Source organism: Prevotella sp. HJM029, assembly GCF_000599605.1.
In the GTDB taxonomy this organism is placed as follows: domain Bacteria; phylum Bacteroidota; class Bacteroidia; order Bacteroidales; family Bacteroidaceae; genus Prevotella.
The window spans coordinates 1-19,566 of the sequence record NZ_KK082661.1 but is presented as its reverse complement, the minus strand read 5'-3'; the positions used below and the strand labels follow the sequence as shown (position 1 = coordinate 19,566).

Sequence of the window (19,566 nt, the reverse complement as noted above, 5' to 3'; positions counted from 1 at the left end):
CACCCAAAAAGTTGCATTTATAAGTTGAACTCAAGAAGTATTCACCTGTAAGAAGTTACTAATGACAAAAAAGAAATTGCCCGTTCGTTTTACGGGTCAGCACTTTACTATTGATAAAGTGCTAATAAAAGATGCAATAAGACAAGCAAATATAAGTAATCAGGATACGGTTTTAGATATTGGGGCAGGCAAGGGGTTTCTTACTGTTCATTTATTAAAAATCGCCAACAATGTTGTTGCTATTGAAAACGACACAGCTTTGGTTGAACATTTACGAAAATTATTTTCTGATGCCCGAAATGTTCAAGTTGTCGGTTGTGATTTTAGGAATTTTGCAGTTCCGAAATTTCCTTTCAAAGTGGTGTCAAATATTCCTTATGGCATTACTTCCGATATTTTCAAAATCCTGATGTTTGAGAGTCTTGGAAATTTTCTGGGAGGTTCCATTATCCTTCAATTAGAACCTACACAAAAGTTATTTTCGAGGAAGCTTTACAATCCATATACCGTTTTCTATCATACTTTTTTTGATTTGAAACTTGTCTATGAGGTAGGTCCTGAAAGTTTCTTGCCACCGCCAACTGTCAAATCAGCCCTGTTAAACATTAAAAGAAAACACTTATTTTTTGATTTTAAGTTTAAAGCCAAATACTTAGCATTTATTTCCTGTCTGTTAGAGAAACCTGATTTATCTGTAAAAACAGCTTTAAAGTCGATTTTCAGGAAAAGTCAGGTCAGGTCAATTTCGGAAAAATTCGGTTTAAACCTTAATGCTCAAATTGTTTGTTTGTCTCCAAGTCAATGGTTAAACTGTTTTTTGGAAATGCTGGAAGTTGTCCCTGAAAAATTTCATCCTTCGTAGTTCAAAGTCGGGTGGTCTACATCAATGCCACTGTTTATCTTCCATTGCTTACCCTTATAATCCATTCTCAGGGTGAGTTCCTGCCCACATATAGATAGTGTGTTCTCATAACTTAGGCTATCTATGTATGGTCTATTCGGTATAGTATAGTCGTAAGTGTTGCTTGTGTTTCTATCCTCTTCGTGATGCAGTCCGTACCCTGTCTGCAATTTCAACTGTTTGCCAAAAGGATGGGTATATTGCAATGATATTCTGCTTTCGTTGCGCAGGGTGGGCAGTTGTTGGCAAAGATTGCGCAACAGTAGTGAATCTCCGCCCACAGCGTTGCGCAGGTGGTGGAATTTCGTCAGTGAAAGGCTGGTATTATTAGTTTCATTCGAGTTACCGCCAAGTGTCGCCTTCACGGTAAATGATGCCCCAGCCTTGCCAATCCGCCGTGTGAGGTCGGCAGATACATGGTAATTCTTTCCATTGCTTTTTGTGTTATTTCGCAGCGTTCCCGAGGTCAGCGTGTCCGCAGCCGTATTGCGCTCATATAGGTATGTTGTGTTGTCAGTCAGGTTGTCTGACCGTCCGAAGTTTCCATTTGCACTTATATTCAGCAAAGTCTTTTTGTCTATGTTATACTGCAGATTTATGTTTGCGGCATTACTGTGATTCTTGCTCAAGGAAAGCAGCATTGATTCCCGATATTTTGTTCCCGATGAAAGATATTGCTCATCATAGTCATGATTCTCGCTTCCATTGTGGAAGGCATTGAGTGAGAGGCTTGCATTGAGCGTAATTTTCTTACCAAATTTCTTCACGATATTGCCCGACAATATGTTTTGGAAATTGTTTCCCCCAATGTTCATATTACTAAGATTGTCAGAGCGCAAAGTCAGCGAGGTGTTTTCGCCATCGGCATTGAATAGATTGCCCTGTACCTCATCCCTGCGTCTGTCGCGATTGCCGTGTTCAGCCGTTAGTGTTCCTGTCAGGCTGCCATTGTAGGTAGATTTGGTCTTGATGTCCAGCACATAATTGTCGGCACCATCATCTACTCCCGTCATTTTCTCCAATGCGCTGAGCATGTCATACAGTTTCAGTAGTTCCACTGCATCGGTTGGCATATTCTCCAACGCTGCGATAATGTCGTTGCCCATAAAGGTCTCGCCATTGATGTTTACGCCGTTCAATGGCTTTCCTTTGAATGATAGTTGCCTGTTCGCCTTGTCGTATTCCATGCCCGGAATATTCCTGATTAAGTCTTCCAAGTTAGCACCTTTCCTTACTCGAAGGCAATCAGTATTGATAAACGTGGTGTCTTTTCTTATGGAAAACAATTTCCGCTGTCCAATAACTTGAACTTCATCGAGTTCTATCGTTTTATGTAATGAAGAAACATGTTTTCGAGTAGGGTATATAGTATCACCCACAACTAAATTCAAAATAGTAGCATTAGCAGTGGGAAACAGCAGAAGTAGAATGATGAAGATTAAAAGAATTCTTTTGATTATCATTTTGCAAAATTACCATTGTTCATAGATATATGCAATACCTTAAAATGGCGATTTTATAGAATTAGAAATGTCTAAGGTTGATTTTCATTGAAAAAACAACGTAAATACTTTGCTTATATGAATTATATCGCTATCTTTGCAACATCAAACAGAGAGTTCTTTGAGACTTTGCAGAATAAAGAAAGGGAAAGAAACTCGCTCGTTTCTTAGTCGTTCACCTTATCAGATTATATATTCTGCTTTTTATTAGTAATCAGTCGATTACATTCACCCCCATTACTTTTACAACGAGATAACCGACTACCGCACGGCGGAGGACGTGGGCGTGGACCGTCCGCACAAGAACGAGATACTGCACCACATACCGCCGACGCCGGAGCAGGAGGACTTCATCCAAAAGCTGATGCAGTTCGCCAAGACGGGTGACGCCACGCTGCTGGGCAGACCACCCCTGTCGGAAACGGAGGAGAAGGCGAAGATGCTTATCGCCACCGACTACGCCCGCAAGATGGCTCTCGATATGCGCATGATAGACCCGCATTACGAAGACCACCCCGACAACAAGGCTTCGCACTGCGCCAAGACGATTGCGGAGTATTACCACAGGTATGACGCGCAGAAAGGCACGCAGTTCGTGTTCTCGGATCTGGGAACGTACCAGCCGGGCGACGGGTGGAACGTGTACAGCGAGATAAAGCGGAAACTGACGGAGGACTACGGCATCCCGGCAGGCGAGGTGCGCTTCATTCAGGAGTGCAAGACCGACAAGGCACGCAAGGGGGTGATAGACGCCATGAACGCCGGAACGGTGCGCGTGCTGTTCGGCTCCACCTCCATGCTCGGAACGGGTGTGAACGCGCAGAAACGGTGTGTCGCAATCCATCATTTGGATACGCCGTGGCGTCCGTCCGACCTACAACAGCGTGACGGACGGGGAGTCAGGGCAGGCAACGAGATTGCCAAGCATTTTGCCGGGAACAACGTGGATGTCATCATCTACGCTGTGGAAAAGTCGCTGGACAGCTACAAGTTCAACCTGCTGCACTGCAAGCAGACATTCATCTCGCAGCTCAAAAGCGGGGCGATGGGCGCGCGTACCATCGACGAGGGGGCTATGGACGAGAAATCGGGCATGAACTTCTCGGAGTACATGGCGTTGCTCTCCGGCAATACCGACCTTTTGGACAAGGCGAAACTGGAAAAGCGTATCGCCTCGCTCGAAGGGGAACGCAAGTCGTTCAACAAGGGCAAGCGCGATTCGGAGTTCAAGCTGGAAGCCAAGACGGGGGAACTGCGCAACAATACGGCGGTAATCGAAGCCATGACGGAAGATTGGAACCGCTTTCTTTCCGTTGTCAAGACCGATAAGGAGGGCAATCGCCAGAATGCTGTCAAGGTGGACGGTGTGGATTCTACCGATGAAAAGGTTATCGGAAAGCGTTTGCAGGAAATCGCCAAGAACGCCACGACGGGCGGTTTGTACAAGCCTGTCGGGGGACTTTACGGTTTTCCGATAAAGGTGGTCAGCGAGAGAATACTCAAAGAGGGGCTGGAGTTTACCGACAACCGTTTCGTGGTGGAGGGAAACTACAAGTACACTTACAATAACGGGCATCTGGCGATGGCTGATCCGGTAGCCGCCGCACGTAATTTCCTGAACGCATTGGAGAGGATTCCGTCCATCATCGACCAGTATAAGGGAAAGAACGAGGTGCTGGAAAAGGAAGTCCCACAGTTGCAGGAGATAGCAAGTAAGGTATGGAAAAAGGAGGACGAACTGAAACAGTTGAAGTCCGAACTTGCCGCGCTTGACCGCAAAATACAGTTAGAGCTTGCGCCGCCTACACCCGATGTCGCCGAAAAGGAGAACGACGGACAGGAGGTCAAGCCTGTTTCGGAAGGTGTACGGAGCATATCGCCACAACAAACCGATGATGCACCACCGATACGCAGCCCGATGGATAAACGAAGTCCGTCTGGCAATTTCATTGCCAATCATATCATTATCGGGCGTCCGGGTTTTCAGTTTAAGGATGAAAACCGATCGAAAGGGATAAAAATTTAAAATTATGAATTTTATATAAAATATTAATAGGGGCTATCCAAAAGGTCTAAAAGTAAATCTTATCCCCTCTGCAAGTATCTGTAGAAGAGTGATTGTAAGGATTTCTTTCTTTTTGGGCAGCCTCTATTAAATTTATTTATTCTTTCTTGATTTATGTTTATAAACATTATACCAAAAAATATTCCAACTAACCTTGTTTATGTTTTGTCAGCCACCATTTGCACAACCATATTTGACTCCCAAAGAGAGTGAATTCGATAAGATAACTTGCTGCATACCCACAATAAGGGGCTAAATAGAATACGAATGGGAAATAGATAACAGTACCGACAACAGATTGCGTTATGTAGTTGGTTAAACTCATTTTACCATAAAGCTGTAATGTGGAAACCGCTTTTTTGACACGTTCCTTATGACACAATAATATGAACGAGAATATTTCTACAGAATCATCAGTAAAACAGAAAAAAATACTAATTTTGTTTTTGATGATCATTTCAAAAGGAATTAGAAAAATATCTAATTCTAACTTATAGAGGAAAAAGCAACAATTAAATATTAAAGAATAAAAGATACGAAAAATATGACGCCAAAAGAGATACTACAAGAATGGATTGACTGCTTCAACGCCGCCGATGCAGTCGCTTTGGCAAACTTATACGCTCAGGATGCCATAAACCATCAAGTCGCAAACACCCCGGTTATAGGAAAAACAGCTATCCATAAAATGTTTGTAAATGAATTTGCAACCTCAAAAATGGTTTGTATTGTTGAGCATATATTCGAGGATGGAGAATGGGCTATCATGGAATGGAAAGATCCGCTCGGGTTGCGAGGATGCGGATTCTTCCATGTGCAAAACGATAAAATCGTTTTCCAAAGAGGTTATTGGGATAAGCTCAGCTTTCTCAAACAGCACGGTTTAACCGTAGAGAATAGTGATAAAAATCCAAACACATAACACCGTCCGATATGGGAATCATCATTCATTCTTTAGAGTCCGTTTCTTTCAAAGATTTGTATGCGGCATTCTCATCCGCATTCAAAGATTATGATTTCTCTTTGAATGCGGATGAATTGCGACGCATGCTCGACCGACGAGGATACAATCCACAACTATCTTTCGGAGCATTTTTCGAAGGACGGCTGATTTCTTTTGTGTTTAACGGAACAGGCATGTACAACAACATCTTGACGGCTTATGACACAGGGACGGGAACCGTACCTTCATTCCGGGGATTACACCTAACCCAAAAAATATTCACTTTCAGCCTCGAATTGATATATCAACAAGGAGTTCGGCAATATGTACTGGAAGTTTTGCAACACAATCACAAAGCAATAAAAATATATCGCAAATTAGGCTTTGAAACACAGAGAAATTTCAACTACTACTCTGCCAAACTGAGCGATATTGTTCCTGTATTGCAAGTAAACCATACTGCATGTCGCATACTCCCATCGGATTTAAAAAACTGCCTTAACCAAACGGCCTGGTTCGATTTTCATCCTTCATGGCAAAATGACAGGGCTTCACTGGAACGCGGAATCGACAATTTGGACATATTGGGAGCTTATGAAAGAGAAGAACTTGTCGGATTTGTTATCTTTGAACCGGCATCAGGCGATATTTCATCCCTCGCAGTTGCAAAAGATTACCGGCGTAAAGGAATAGGCAAGTCCTTGCTTAAAAGTGCTGTCAGTCATTTTCAAAGCGATGTACTCAAATTTACTAATGTTGATTGCGATTGTGAATCAGTCACTGGTTTCTTGTCATCATTAGGACTTACCCCAAAAGGACAACAGTTTGAAATGGTCAGAAAAATTTAACCTACATTTATATGAATAGCCCTCATCATCAAATAACAAATTAATAATACCAAATAAAAATACGTATAGATTAAAAAAGTTCTTTGTGCTTTTGTCAGGGAACTTTTTTTTCGTAAATTTGCGTTCAATTATGCGGCAGTAATAATATACATATTAATACGAGTTAAGAATCCTGTAGTTTTCCACATGCTACGAGGAGGTATTAAAAGGTGCGTTTCGGCAATGCATCTATTGTAGTATATTATTGCTTAATCAAATGAACATTATAAATTTAGGAATTCTTGCTCACATTGATGCAGGAAAAACTTCCGTAACCGAAAATCTGCTATTTGCCTGCGGAGCAACGGAAAAGCGCGGCAGTGTTGATAAAGGTGACACCATAACAGACTCTATGGATATAGAAAAACGTAGAGGAATTACTATTCGGGCTTCTACGACATCTATTGTTTGGAATGGTGTGAAATGCAATATCATTGACACTCCGGGACACATGGATTTTATTGCAGAGGTGGAGCGGACATTCAAAATGCTTGATGGAGCAGTCCTCATATTATCGGCAAAGGAAGGCATACAAGCACAAACAAAGTTGCTGTTCAAGACTTTGCAAAAACTGCAAATCCCGACAATTATATTTATCAATAAGATTGATCGTGCCGGCGTAAATCTTGAGCGTTTATATCTGGACATAAAAACAAATCTGTCGCAAGACGTCTTGTTTATGCAAACGGTTGTCGATGGAGTAGTTTACCCGATTTGCACCTCAACAGATATAAGGGCAGAACACAAAGAATTTGTATGCAACCATGACGACGATATATTAGAACTATATTTGGCGGATAAAGAAATCTTACCGGCAGATTATTGGAATGCGATAATCGCTCTTGTGGCAAAAGCCAAAGCCTATCCGGTCTTGCATGGATCAGCAATGTGCAATATTGGCATCAATGAGTTGTTAGACGCCATCATTTCTTTTATATTTCCTCCGGCATCAGTCCCAAATAGACTTTCAGCTTATCTTTATAAAATAGAACATGACCCCAAAGGGCATAAAAGAAGTTTTCTAAAAATTATTGACGGAAGTCTGAGACTTCGAACCGTTATAAAAGTCAATGATTCGGAAAAATTCATCAAGATTAAAAATCTAAAAACCATTTATCAGGGCAAAGAGATAAATGTTGATGAAGTGGTTGCTAATGATATCGCAATTATAGAAGATATAGAAGAATTAAGAATCGGAGATTATTTAGGTGTTAAACCTTGTCTGATTCAAGGATTATCTCATCAGCATCCCGCCCTCAAATCTTCTGTCCGACCAGACAAGCCCGAAGAGAGAAGCAAGTTGATATCCGCTCTAAATGTATTGTTTATTGAAGACCCGTCTCTGTCCTTTTCCATAAATTCATATAGTGATGAATTGGAAATCTCGTTATATGGTTTAACCCAAAAAGAAATCATACAAACATTGCTGGAAGAACGATTCTCCGTAAAGACCCATTTTGATGAAATCAAGACTATCTACAAAGAACGACCTAAAAAGAAGGTGAATAAGATTATCCATATCGAAGTCCCTCCCAACCCTTACTGGGCCTCAATAGGACTGACTCTGGAACCTTTACCGATAGGGTCAGGGGTGCAAATCGAAAGTGAAATCTCCTTTGGTTATCTGAACCATTCTTTTCAAAATGCCGTTTTTGAAGGAATCCGTATGTCTTGCCAATCGGGATTGCATGGATGGGAAGTGACGGATTTGAAAGTAACCTTTACTTATGCCCTTTATTATAGTCCGATAAGTACCCCTGCCGATTTTAGACAATTGTCTCCTTATGTCTTCAGGTTGGCTTTGCAACAATCAGGAGTGGATATTCTCGAACCGATGCTCTATTTTGAGTTACAGATACCACAAGTAGCAAGTTCCAAAGCTATTACAGATCTGCAAAAAATGATGTCTGAGATTAAAGGTATCAGTTGTAATAAAGAGTGGTGTCTTATTGAAGGGAAAGTTCCATTAAATACAAGTAAAGACTATGCTTCAGAAGTAAGTTCATACACTAAAGGCTTAGGCACTTTTATGGTTAAGCCGTGTGGGTATCAAATAACAAAAGGCGGTTATTCTGATAATACCCGTATGGAAGAAAAGGATAAACTTTTATTCATGTTTGAAAAATCAGTATCATCAAAATAATGGAACGATCCAGGAATTTCTATAAGACAATACGGTTGGGGTATATACTTATCTCCGTTCTTATCGGATGTATAGCATATAATAGCTTCTATGAATGGCAGGAGATAGAAGCATTAGAACTTGACAATAAAAAAATAGACGAGTTCCGAAAAGAGATAAACAATATCAATATTCAAATGATAAAATTTTCTCTATTTGGTGAAACAATACTGGAATGGAACGATAAAGATATCGAACATTACCATGCACAGCGTATGGCAATGGATAGTATGCTCTGCCGTTTCAAAGCTACCTATCCGGCAGAGCGTATAGACAGCGTACGCCATCTTCTCGAAGATAAGGAACGGCAGATGTGCCAAATCGTTCAAATACTTGAACAACAACAAGCCATCAACGATAAGATAACCAGTCAAGTACCTGTAATCGTGCAGAAGAGTGTGCAGGAACAGCCCAAGAAGTCCAAGCGCAAAGGTTTCTTGGGCATCTTCGGCAAAAAGGAAGAAGCGAAACCAACTGTGACTACCACGATGCACCGTTCCTTTAACCGGAATATGAGAACCGAACAACAGGCGCAAAGCCGCCGCTTATCGGTTCATGCCGATAGCCTTGCCGCACGAAATGCGGAACTTAACAGGCAACTGCAAGGACTGGTTGTTCAAATAGACGGGAAAGTACAAACTGACCTACAAAAGCGGGAAGCCGAGATAACAGCCATGCGGGAACGGTCGTTCATTCAGATTGGGGGCTTGACAGGGTTCGTTATACTGCTACTGGTCATATCATATATCATCATACACCGAAATGCCAACCGCATCAAGCGATATAAACAGGAAACCGCAGATTTAATCGAGCGACTGCAACAAATGGCAAAGCGAAACGAGGCACTGATAACCTCCCGCAAGAAAGCCGTACATACCATTACCCATGAATTACGCACACCGCTGACTGCAATAACGGGCTATGCCGGACTGATACAAAAAAACTTCAATGCGGATAAAACCGGGATGTATATCCGAAATATTCAGCAATCCTCCGACCGTATGCGTGAAATGCTTAATACTCTTCTGAGTTTCTTCCGGCTGGACGACGGCAAGGAACAACCTAATTTCTCCACGTGTAGGATTTCATCAATAGCGCATACGCTCGAATCAGAGTTTATGCCAATTGCCATAAACAAGGGACTTGCTCTTACTGTGACGAATCACACGGATGCTGTTGTACTGACCGATAAGGAACGCATTCTACAAATTGGAAATAACCTGCTGTCAAACGCCATCAAGTTCACTGAGAACGGTGCCGTTTCTCTGACAATGGGGTATGATAACGGTATGCTGAAACTTATCGTCAAAGATACGGGTTCGGGTATGACCGAAGAGGAACAGCAACGTGTGTTCGGTGCGTTTGAACGTTTGTCAAACGCTGCCGCAAAGGACGGCTTCGGATTAGGTCTTTCCATTGTTCAGCGCATTGTGACAATGCTCGGCGGCACAATCCAGCTGAAGAGCGAGAAAGGCAAGGGCAGCCGTTTCACGGTGGAGATACCCATGCAGTCAGCCGAGGAATTGCCGGAACGGATAAATAAAACACAGATTCATCATAACCGAACACTCCATGATATTGTTGCCATCGACAATGACAAGGTACTTCTCCTAATGCTGAAAGAAATGTATGCACAAGAAGGGATACATTGCGATACCTGTACCAATGCGGCGGAACTGATGGAAATGATACGCCGGAAAGAATACAGTCTGCTTCTGACCGATTTGAATATGCCGGATATAAACGGCTTCGAGCTGTTGGAACTGCTACGCACCTCCAATGTGGGCAATTCAAGGATCATTCCGATTATTGTAACAACCGCTTCGGGCAGTTGCAACAGAGAGGAACTTTTAGAACGTGGATTTTCTGATTGCCTTCTCAAGCCGTTTTCCATATCGGAGCTGATGGAAGTTTCCGACAAGTGCGCCATGAAAGGTAAACAAAATGAAAAGCCTGATTTCTCCTCCCTACTGTCTTACGGCAATGAATCCGTCATGTTGGATAAACTGATAGCGGAAACCGAAAAGGAAATGCAGTCGGTCAGGGATGGGGAACAACGGAAAGACTTTCAAGAACTGGACGCCCTGACACACCACCTACGTAGTTCGTGGGAGATACTGCGTGCCGACCAACCATTAAGGGAACTTTATAAACAGCTTCATGGGAGTGCCGTTCCCGATTATGAAGCATTGAACAACGCCGTGACTGCCGTATTGGATAAGGGTTCGGAGATAATCCGGCTGGCAAAAGAAGAAAGGAGAAAATACGAAAATGGATAAAACAAAAATCATCGTGGTGGAGGACAACATCGTATATTGCGAGTTTGTCTGCAACCTGCTGGCACGGGAGAAATTCCGTACCGTGCAGGCTTTCCACCTCTCGACAGCGAAGAAACTTCTGCAACAAGCCGCTGACAATGATATAGTAGTTTCTGATTTGCGTTTGCCTGACGGTGACGGCATCGACCTATTGCGCTGGATGCGCAAAGAAGGCATGACGCAGCCGTTCATCATCATGACCGACTATGCCGAAGTACATACGGCGGTTGAAAGCATGAAACTCGGTTCGCTGGACTACATACCCAAGCAACTCGTGGAGGACAAACTCGTGCCTTTGCTCCGCACCATACTGAAAGAGCGGAATATCGGGCGAAGCCGCATGCCCGTATTTGCCCGTGACGGTTCAGCCTTTCAGAAAATCATGCACCGGATAAGGCTGGTAGCTCCTACCGACATGAGCGTACTGATATTCGGGGAGAACGGTACTGGCAAAGAGCATATTGCCCATCTACTGCACGATAAAAGCAAGCGTTCAGGCAAGCCTTTCGTGGCGGTGGACTGCGGCTCACTCACCAAAGAACTTGCGCCATCGGCGTTCTTCGGACACGTTAAAGGAGCGTTCACTGGTGCTGAAAACACAAAGAAAGGCTATTTCCACGAGGCGGAAGGCGGCACATTGTTTTTGGATGAAGTGGGTAATCTCGCACCGGAAACCCAACAGATGTTACTCCGTGCCATACAGGAACGGCGGTTCCGTCCCGTTGGCGACAAGTCCGACCGCAGTTTCAACGTCCGCATCATCGCCGCCACCAACGAGGATCTGGAAAAGGCGGTCAATGAAAAGCGTTTCCGACAGGATTTGTTATACCGCCTACATGACTTCGAGATAACCGTTCTGCCCTTACGTGACTGTCAGGAGGACATCATGCCGCTGGCGGAGTTCTTCCGTGAGATTGCCAATAAGGAATTGGAATGCAATGTTAGTGGCTTCAGTTCCGAAGCGCGGAAAGTGTTACTGATCCATTCATGGCCGGGTAACGTGCGCGAACTTCGGCAGAAAATCATGGGTGCGGTGTTGCAGGCTCAGACGGGACTTGTCACGAAAGAGCATCTGGAACTTGGAATAACCGAAACAACCTCTGTTGTCGGCTTCTCCCTACGCAACGAAGAGGAAGATAAAGAGCGGATTATACGTGCTTTGAAGCAGGCTGGCGGGAACCGGAAGGTTGCTGCCGAATTGCTTGGAATAGGCAGGACAACACTCTATAATAAACTGGAAGAATATGGATTGAAGTATAAATTTGAGCAACCATAGCCCGCAATTCGCTGAAAATGGCTATCTTTGCATGACATATTAGAAGGTAACGGCGACTGGCAGAGCCTTTTGCCGCCTATATATAACATAAGACCGCAAGGCGTTTCGAGCGAAAATCTGGTAAATTGACACTACGGAGACGATTGCGTGATGCTTATGCTATGCCTACGCATAGCGTGCATTCACGTACTCTCCGTAAAAGGCTTTACCAGAGCCGTCGCTTGAAAGTAGTGTGATTTGCACGCTACTTTTTTGCCCTTGCCCAACGAAAGGAAACGATAATGGGTAAAGTACAGATTCTTGCCGTCCTCACGATAGACGGTTGTCAAAGCTCCGAGTTATATTGCAAAGCGTATAAGGAACTGCGCCTTGAAGATTGCGGCATCAATGAGATAAGGGAAAACGCCCTTTATCATATCACACCGGATTATTCCATCTCCATGCTTGACGAATGGCGGAAATCCACAACAGACATCTGCTATCTGGCGGAAGTCACTCCTGAAAAAGCGGACTACATCAACGGGCTGCTGCGTATGCGTGTGGTGGATGAAATCATACTTTACACGATTCCTTTCATTGCCGGAACGGGAAAGCGTTTCTTCCAATCCGCCTTGCCGCAGGAACAATGGACGCTGACCTCACAGAAGGTGTACCGCAACGGAGTGGTCCGCCATATCTATAAAGCGTGCGTTTGATGTCCATAAAATGGACGAATGTTCAGTAAATGAACACTTTAAGCTGAATACAATTCCTTTCAGATAAATAAATCGCGAAATTATCACTCTGAAATCCAGCACCTTGCAGAGAGCGTGCCGGATTTTTTATTTTATGGACACGCTTTTTGCCAATCATATTCATGTGCGCATACCGAAAAAACAGAGTGTAAAATTTCAAAATTGACAGGACATGAATTATTTCTTATTGACGGAAACAGAGTTCTTCCGCCGTATAAACGAAGCCGGGGACTGCAATATGGAAACGGCATACACGGCTTTCGCCACGCAAGTGATCGAACTATGCAACGGCAATGTGGACACCACCCGCACCATCATCGCGCTGGCTTACATTGAAATCGAGTTGCAGCACCATCCCGTGCGCAATCTTCCCGAAGAAAAGAGGGAGGTTGCAGCCTACATCAGCAAGGCACTCTCTTTCGTTAGGAAGATGCAGAAGTTCCTTGCCGCTCCCCAAGTGTCACCACTAATCCCCATCCGTACATCCTCCGACAACACAACCGAAAATCCCGCCTCACCCCTGCAATGGACGGGCAACGCCATCGACCTCGTGGAACTTATCTACGGCATCAACGAGATGGGCTGCATCAATAACGGCAACATGCCGCTCAAACAGCTCGCCCCGCTCCTCTACAAGATTTTCGGTGTCGAATCAAAGGACTGCTACCGCTTCTATATCGACATCAAACGACGGAAGAACGAAAGCCGCACCTACTTCCTTGACAGGATGCAGGAGAAACTGAACGAGAAGATGCTCCGCGACGAGGAAATGGAACGTTTGAGAAAATAATCCTGTACCAATGATGAATCAGGGGGTGACGTTATGCCACTCTCTGATTTTTTGTAGGTTTTGTACCTGCCGTGCAGATACATTTCGTTATCTATTCGCCCGAAAACCAGCGAAAAGCACTATCTTTGTACCCACCTTACAGAATTGTATATGAGCATAGACAACCTCGACATAGTAAAACGGCTGATAGCCGAAAAAGAATGCGGACGGGTGGAGTTCAAGGAAACCACCGGACAGTTGGAGCGTGGCATGGAAACGCTTTGCGCTTTCCTTAACGGAGAAGGCGGCACGGTATTGTTCGGTGTTACCGACAAGGAAAAAATCATCGGACAAGACGTGAGCGACAAGACCAAGAGGGATATAGCGGACGCGATCAACCGGTTGGAGCCTGTGGCAATGGTACAAATATCTTATGCACCGCTGCCGGACAGTGAGAAGAAAGTAATTGTTTTTCGTGTTGAAGATTCAAGGCTCAACCGTCCGTTCTGCTATAAAGGAAGACCATATATGCGGGTGGAAAGTGCGACCACAACGATGCCACAATCAAAGTATAATGAACTTCTTTTGCAGCATGAAAAAGTCTGGCATAGCTGGGAAACCTACCCGAATACCGATTTGAAGATTACGGATTTGGATGAAGAGGAAATCCACAAGACGGTACGTTTAGGAATAGAGTACGGACGTTTACCCGAATCGACAGGTGACGAAGTTCCTATCATACTTGAAAAACTGAATCTTCTTGAAGGCGGTGTACTTAAAAATGCAGCCGCCGTATTGTTCGCCAAAAAGAAACTGGTACATTATCCGCAGAACTTGCTGCGACTTGCCCGATTCAGAGGTACAGACAAAACCGTATTTATAGACAACAAACGGGTACACGGGAACTTGTTCCATCTGCTTGACGAGGCAATGGCTTTTGTGTTCAGACATCTTTCATTATCCGGAACAACGGACGCATTGGAGCGTGAGGAACATTTGGAAATACCGCATAAGGCTATACGAGAAGCTGTAATCAACTCCCTATGTCACAGGAGTTACCGTGATATTGGAGGTTCGGTAGCCATAGCCATCTATGATGACCGTGTTGAAATAGAGAATCCCGGTTCGTTTCCGTCCGAATGGGATATGAATAAAATCAAATCCGAACATGGTTCAAAGCCCCATAATCCTTTAATTGCAGACACGCTTTATGTGCGAAAAGTATTGGAGAGCTGGGGACGCGGCATAAATCTCATAATAGAAGAATGTCAAAAGGTTAATTTGCCGGAGCCTGAATATCAAATAACAACCAATGAAGTGAAACTTGTCTTCAGATATAAGGTGGCAGGACAAGAAACAGGACAAGAAACAGGACAAGTAGCAGGACAAGTAGCAGGACAAGTAATGTCGCTTGTATCAGCTTTGGGAAATGATATTTTGCCGTTGAAAGAAATCATGGAGCGTTTATCTTTGAGGGGACGTGATAATTTCCTTACCAGTTACCTAAATCCTGCATTGAGAGAGGGACTTGTCGAACAAACCCATCCGGAAAATCCCAAGCACCGCAACCAAAAATACAGGCTTACTGAAGCTGGAAAAATCATTTTGTCAAAAGGCAACAGGAAGGATGGCTAAGAAGAAACATAAGAAAGATTCAGATGCAGACTTGCCTGTAATCATGGATTACGGCATCGGTTGCATATCCATTTATGACCCGGTTGATATGATGCCATACAATGACCCGCCTGTCACCGAGCAAACCCGTTTCAAGAAACTCCGCAAGGAAATGAAAGCGGAGTTCAAATGGTTGGCGTCTTCTATAACAATAGAGTATTGGAAAGAAAACCGGCAGATACCTTTCGGTGAGGAAATGTCGAAACTCAGAATCCGACTGTTGAGAATCTTCGCCGAAGAATACAGCATACTACTAAAAGATGATACAGAACTGAAAAACTATCTGCTCATGCTTGTCATTACCACCATCAACAAGCATCTCCAATCTGAAAATAAAAATCCGTAACCGGTCGTCGGCTACGGATTTTCCATATATAAACGGATATACTATTTCTGCTGCAACAGATGTTTCAGATTTTCGTCACCCGCGATGCGTTCCAGCTCGTCGGCGACAATCTGTTTCACCTCCTCCTTGATACGCCTGTAATTCGCCTGCACTGTTTCCTTCATGCAGTCTTTGCCATCCTCGTCCGTGAAGTCAGTAATTACGGGTATCGGCTTGTAGGCTTTCTCCTCGCGCTTGACCTTCTCGGCATCCACGACAATCTCACAGTGGAAAATCTTCTGTTCTATACGTTCGTTGAAGTTGTCGGACACCGAACCGACAAACATTCCCTGCGTCAAGCCGGAAATCTTGCTCGGCGGGATAAGCGCGTCCATCTGCGTGTTGATGGAGGTGGAAACATCCTGCCTGTTGATGGAAATGGACTGCCGTTTCTGCAACACCTTTCCGAACCGTTCCGAGAGCGTCTTGGCGGTTTCGCCCACCACCTGACCGGAGAAAATATTGCCGACGGTGTTCATCACCACTTTCGCCTCCTTGTCCCCGTAGTCACGCACCAACTGGCTGAAATCCTGAAATCCCAGACATACGGCAACCTTGTTGCTTCGTGCGGTGGCGATAAGGTTGTCCAGCCCCTTGAAATATATCGTCGGAAGCTCGTCGATGATAACTGACGACTTCAACATCCCTTTCTTGTTGATGAGCTTCACGATACGGGAATTATACAGACCGAGAGCCGCCCCGTAAATGTTCTGACGGTCCGGATTGTTGCCCACGCAGAGTATTTTCGGCTCTTTGGGATTGTTGATGTCCAGCGTGAACTCACTGTCCGACATCACCCAATAGAGCTGCGGGGAAATCATGCGTGACAGCGGGATTTTCGCCGATGCAATCTGCCCCATCAACTGCTCGGCAGCCCCTCCGAGCCACGCGTCCATGAACGGTGAGAGATAGTTCTCCAATTCCGGGTAAGATGTCAGTATCGGGAAGATATCCTCGTAACGGCGGTTCAGGAACTCGATGGCATGGGGGAACGTGCAATACTTGCCATTTTGGAAAATTTTAAGATACCAGATGATAGCCGCGAAGAGGATGATGGGCGATTCCACAAAGAAGTCGCCCTGCTTCTGCACCCAACTCTTGTTTAAGTTGAGCATGATGGTGTACGCGCTTTCGTAAGCGTCCGTAATATCCTCCATGAAGTCCGGGTGAATGGGATTGCAACGGTGCGAGCGTCGCGGGTCATCGAAGTTTATCACGTAGAACTTCGGCTTCACCTTGTATCCCTCCGGGTGGTTGAGCAGATGATTATAGGCTATCGTGGACAAGTCGCTGAATTTGAAGTCGTAAACATACATCGAGAAGCCCTTCTCAATCTGCTGCTTGATAAAATTGTTTACCACCGCGTATGACTTTCCGCTGCCCGGCGTACCCAATACGATGGAAGCCCTGAAGGGATTCACTACGTTAATCCAGCCGTTGTTCCAACGTTTCCTGTAATAAAAGCGGGTGGGCAGATTGACCGAATACTCGCTTTCGATGAGCCGTGTTTCCTGCATGAAGCTCTCGTTCTCGTTGTTGAACACGTCATCCATGAGGTTGTGTTTCAACAGGCGGCTCATCCACAGACCGCCCATCAGCAGGCATACATAGCCCGTGCCTACGGTCAGCACGTAAAGCCCCGTCACCGCTTCAACCGGTAGCGGCAACGCCAGTATCCACCAGTTGAGGAAGAACAGTACGAACCCTGCGGCAAGAGCCGTCCAGATCCGTCCCCAAGTAATTTTCTCTCCCTTGACGCCCTTCGTTCCCAGACAGGACAGGGCAAGGAGGAGGACGGCAAACAGTTTCGTGTAGAGGATGGAACGGAACAGCCCCGCCGTGCGGTTGAAATTCATCAGGATTCTGTCCACCACGCCGATGTCCACGCTCCAGAGCCGTATGGCTTCATAGCAGAACCAGTACACGTTCATGACCACTAAAATAATACTCACGGCACGCAGAAAATCCATGATTTTCGCCAATGCCCTCAAATCGTCTTCTTGTTGTGACATAGATTGAAAAATTTTGATGTTGATACCTCGATTACATTCCCAAACCCTTGCGCCTTTTCTTTTTCTTCTTGCGCTGCATCGCCCGGATAAAGGCTTCCTCCTCGGCATCCACAGCCGGACCTTCGGGAGTGAGCAGACCGATACCTCCCGCCGTGTTCTCGTGGTCGGATGCTGTCTGTTCGCGCATATCCTCTACTGTTTCCACCGGAACGGAAAGCGGAATCGGTGGCTGTCCGGCATAAGGCAGCGTGAAGTGTTCCTGCAAAGCGTTGGCGGAAAGTTCCTTGCCCATGCGCGAGCCGTTCAGCACGCAGCCCGTGCGATGGTCGATAAACGTGGCTCCGTAGATGCGCCCTTCCTCCGTGTAGCGCAGCACGGTGTCGATACCCTTCTCCCTGAGCCGCGAAACGAACTTCTCCTTGTCATACGTGCCTTCAAGCACGGAAAGGACGGTGCGTTTTGTCATGTCGGCGAGTTTCCGGTCCTTAATCTCCTGCTTGGAACGGGCAAACTTCTTCTGCACGGCTTCATAGCCTGCGGACTTCCCGAAAAGCGAGGACTTGAACGGGTTGCCCGTCTTGTTCCCGGCATCATCGGTGACGGAATAGACCAGCCCGTGATACTCACGCCCGCACACGTTTCCCCGCGCTTCCTCCACCGTCATATTATATAAGGAAAGGAGGGCGCGATATTCGCCCATCGTCTGGAAACGGTACTGTCCACTCAGAGCCTTGACGGTATTCCCGACCTGCCTTTTCACGTCGCCCGCCGAAGCGTCCACCTTTCGCAGAGGGTTCTCTATCCGTTGATTCTTACGTTCCGCCGGGTGCAGCCCGTACTTTTGTTCCAGTTCCCGCCGGATGCGGTCGCTGCGGCGGAAAAGGAAATCCTGATTGAGCCGCCTGCCTTTCTCGTCCACATTGATTGTCACGATGTGCAGGTGGTGGCGGTCTATGTCCTCGTGCTTTACAATAAGATACGGCTGGTCCCCGTAGCCGAGTTTTTCCAGATACTCGCGTGCGATGTCCTGCAATTCCGTATCGGTCAGCACATCGTCGGGATGCGGGTTGAGCGAGATATGGAGTACCGGTTTCTCCACCCTCGTATGCTCCGGCATACAGGCGAGAAAACCCTCCATCGCCTTGCGTATGTCCACCGTCCCCGTGCCGTCATTGTAGATGCGGTTGGTGGTGAGCAGACGCCCTTTCGCCTCGTTGATCTTTTCCCCGTTGTAGGCAAGTGCGCCGTACAGCGACTTTCCTACACTGATTTTTGCGACCATTTCGCCTCCATTTCCCTTGAAAGTTCCACAATCTGACGGCTCAGTTTCACGAGTTCGACGGTCTGTTGCTCCAGCTTGTAGAGCAACGCCATTGCCTTTTTCTCGGAAAAATGCAGCCTGAGTTCCTTCACGACTTGGTTGTAGTTCGTGCCTACCGCGCGGAACTGCGCATGGAAATCGGACAGTCTGGTGTAGTAATCCACCAGCGTCCTGTCCACTTTCAGCACCCTGAACGGCTGCCCGAAGAAGTGCGCCTTGATGAAAACCGACTTGGCGTAAACGCCCGACTTCTCGAACATGGCGAGGAAACGGTTGTGTTCCTCCTCGTTGAAACGGACGGTGTAGCGGAATACCGCCGGATCAAGTTTGGGATTTCTCCCGGTCTTGTTTCTTTTCTCTTTCATATAAACTTTGGATTTAGCGGATGGACGGCATAAGCCGCCGCTTGGGGTCACAGACACCGCAGGTTTGAAAAGCTTCCCGACTTCGGAGAGGAAGCCCGCCCCCTGCAAGGGCAAGTGCTTTTCGTGGCTGCTCAAAACGTTTTGAGCGGCTGAAAAGACATCTTGAGACCTCTGCAAAACCTACCATCCACTCAATTCTCACCCATACACTCTTAGAAGAATAAATCTTTTT

14 protein-coding genes and 3 pseudogenes are annotated in these 19,566 nt (G+C 45.6%); 11 read left to right on the top strand and 6 right to left on the bottom strand.

The features are described from left to right. The first annotated feature begins 61 nt into the window (after positions 1-61). A complete protein-coding gene (erm(F), locus tag X919_RS0107335) occupies positions 62-862 on the top strand; it encodes a 23S rRNA (adenine(2058)-N(6))-methyltransferase Erm(F) (RefSeq protein ID WP_004359035.1) in 801 nt (266 codons plus the stop codon). Here the strand turns inward: erm(F) and X919_RS0107330 are convergent. After that, on the bottom strand, positions 850-2,364 hold the full coding sequence (locus X919_RS0107330) for a TonB-dependent receptor (protein WP_004378882.1): 1,515 nt from the start codon (positions 2,362-2,364) through the stop codon (positions 850-852). The genes erm(F) and X919_RS0107330 overlap by 13 nt on opposite strands. Positions 2,365-2,644: 280 nt before the next feature. Here X919_RS0107330 and X919_RS0107325 point away from each other — a divergent pair. Beyond that, positions 2,645-4,429, top strand: a pseudogene (locus tag X919_RS0107325) (helicase-related protein); the annotation flags it as partial. Between the two features lie 187 nt (positions 4,430-4,616). Here the strand turns inward: X919_RS0107325 and X919_RS0107320 are convergent. Beyond that, a pseudogene (locus tag X919_RS0107320) lies at positions 4,617-4,895 on the bottom strand (DUF418 domain-containing protein); the annotation flags it as partial. A gap of 117 nt (positions 4,896-5,012) precedes the next feature. Between X919_RS0107320 and X919_RS0107315 the strand changes: the two are divergent. The 9 genes from X919_RS0107315 to X919_RS0107270 all read left to right on the top strand — a co-directional run bounded on the left by X919_RS0107315 (position 5,013) and on the right by X919_RS0107270 (position 15,597). Then, a complete protein-coding gene (locus X919_RS0107315) occupies positions 5,013-5,390 on the top strand; it encodes a nuclear transport factor 2 family protein (RefSeq protein ID WP_007366528.1) in 378 nt (125 codons plus the stop codon). A gap of 11 nt (positions 5,391-5,401) precedes the next feature. Next, positions 5,402-6,259, top strand: coding sequence for a GNAT family N-acetyltransferase (locus X919_RS0107310; RefSeq protein ID WP_007366527.1), 858 nt, complete (start codon positions 5,402-5,404; stop codon positions 6,257-6,259). Positions 6,260-6,515: 256 nt separating this feature from the next. Then, complete coding sequence (tet, locus tag X919_RS0107305) at positions 6,516-8,441, top strand: tetracycline resistance ribosomal protection protein (RefSeq protein WP_007366526.1); 1,926 nt, start codon at positions 6,516-6,518, stop codon at positions 8,439-8,441. Continuing rightward, entirely contained in the window at positions 8,441-10,759 is a 2,319-nt protein-coding gene (locus X919_RS0107300) for a hybrid sensor histidine kinase/response regulator (protein ID WP_007366525.1), read from the top strand. Before tet ends, X919_RS0107300 begins: the two co-directional genes overlap by 1 nt. Then, entirely contained in the window at positions 10,752-12,074 is a 1,323-nt protein-coding gene (locus X919_RS0107295) for a sigma-54-dependent transcriptional regulator (protein ID WP_007366524.1), read from the top strand. The genes X919_RS0107300 and X919_RS0107295 overlap by 8 nt, the downstream gene beginning before the upstream one ends. Before the next feature lie 281 nt (positions 12,075-12,355). After that, positions 12,356-12,769 (top strand): dihydrofolate reductase family protein, encoded by a 414-nt coding sequence (locus tag X919_RS0107290; protein WP_007366523.1) that lies wholly within the window; start codon positions 12,356-12,358, stop codon positions 12,767-12,769. A 211-nt stretch (positions 12,770-12,980) separates the two neighbouring features. Next, complete coding sequence (locus X919_RS0107280; protein WP_007366522.1) at positions 12,981-13,598, top strand: RteC domain-containing protein; 618 nt, start codon at positions 12,981-12,983, stop codon at positions 13,596-13,598. Positions 13,599-13,748: 150 nt separating this feature from the next. Then, positions 13,749-15,212, top strand: coding sequence for a Fic family protein (locus X919_RS0107275; protein WP_007366521.1), 1,464 nt, complete (start codon positions 13,749-13,751; stop codon positions 15,210-15,212). Next, complete coding sequence (locus tag X919_RS0107270; protein WP_007366520.1) at positions 15,205-15,597, top strand: hypothetical protein; 393 nt, start codon at positions 15,205-15,207, stop codon at positions 15,595-15,597. The genes X919_RS0107275 and X919_RS0107270 overlap by 8 nt, the downstream gene beginning before the upstream one ends. 41 nt (positions 15,598-15,638) lie before the next feature. Here the strand turns inward: X919_RS0107270 and mobC are convergent, their stop codons facing one another. The 4 genes and pseudogenes from mobC to X919_RS17105 form a co-directional block, all read right to left on the bottom strand. Next, on the bottom strand, positions 15,639-17,648 hold the full coding sequence (mobC, locus tag X919_RS0107265) for a conjugal transfer protein MobC (RefSeq protein ID WP_007366519.1): 2,010 nt from the start codon (positions 17,646-17,648) through the stop codon (positions 15,639-15,641). A 31-nt stretch (positions 17,649-17,679) separates the two neighbouring features. Beyond that, on the bottom strand, positions 17,680-18,930 hold the full coding sequence (gene mobB / locus X919_RS0107260) for a conjugal transfer protein MobB (RefSeq protein WP_007366518.1): 1,251 nt from the start codon (positions 18,928-18,930) through the stop codon (positions 17,680-17,682). Next, positions 18,909-19,334, bottom strand: coding sequence for a conjugal transfer protein MobA (mobA, locus tag X919_RS0107255; protein ID WP_005944180.1), 426 nt, complete (start codon positions 19,332-19,334; stop codon positions 18,909-18,911). The genes mobB and mobA overlap by 22 nt, the downstream gene beginning before the upstream one ends. Positions 19,335-19,347: 13 nt before the next feature. Beyond that, positions 19,348-19,566 (bottom strand): annotated as a pseudogene (locus X919_RS17105) (hypothetical protein); the annotation flags it as partial.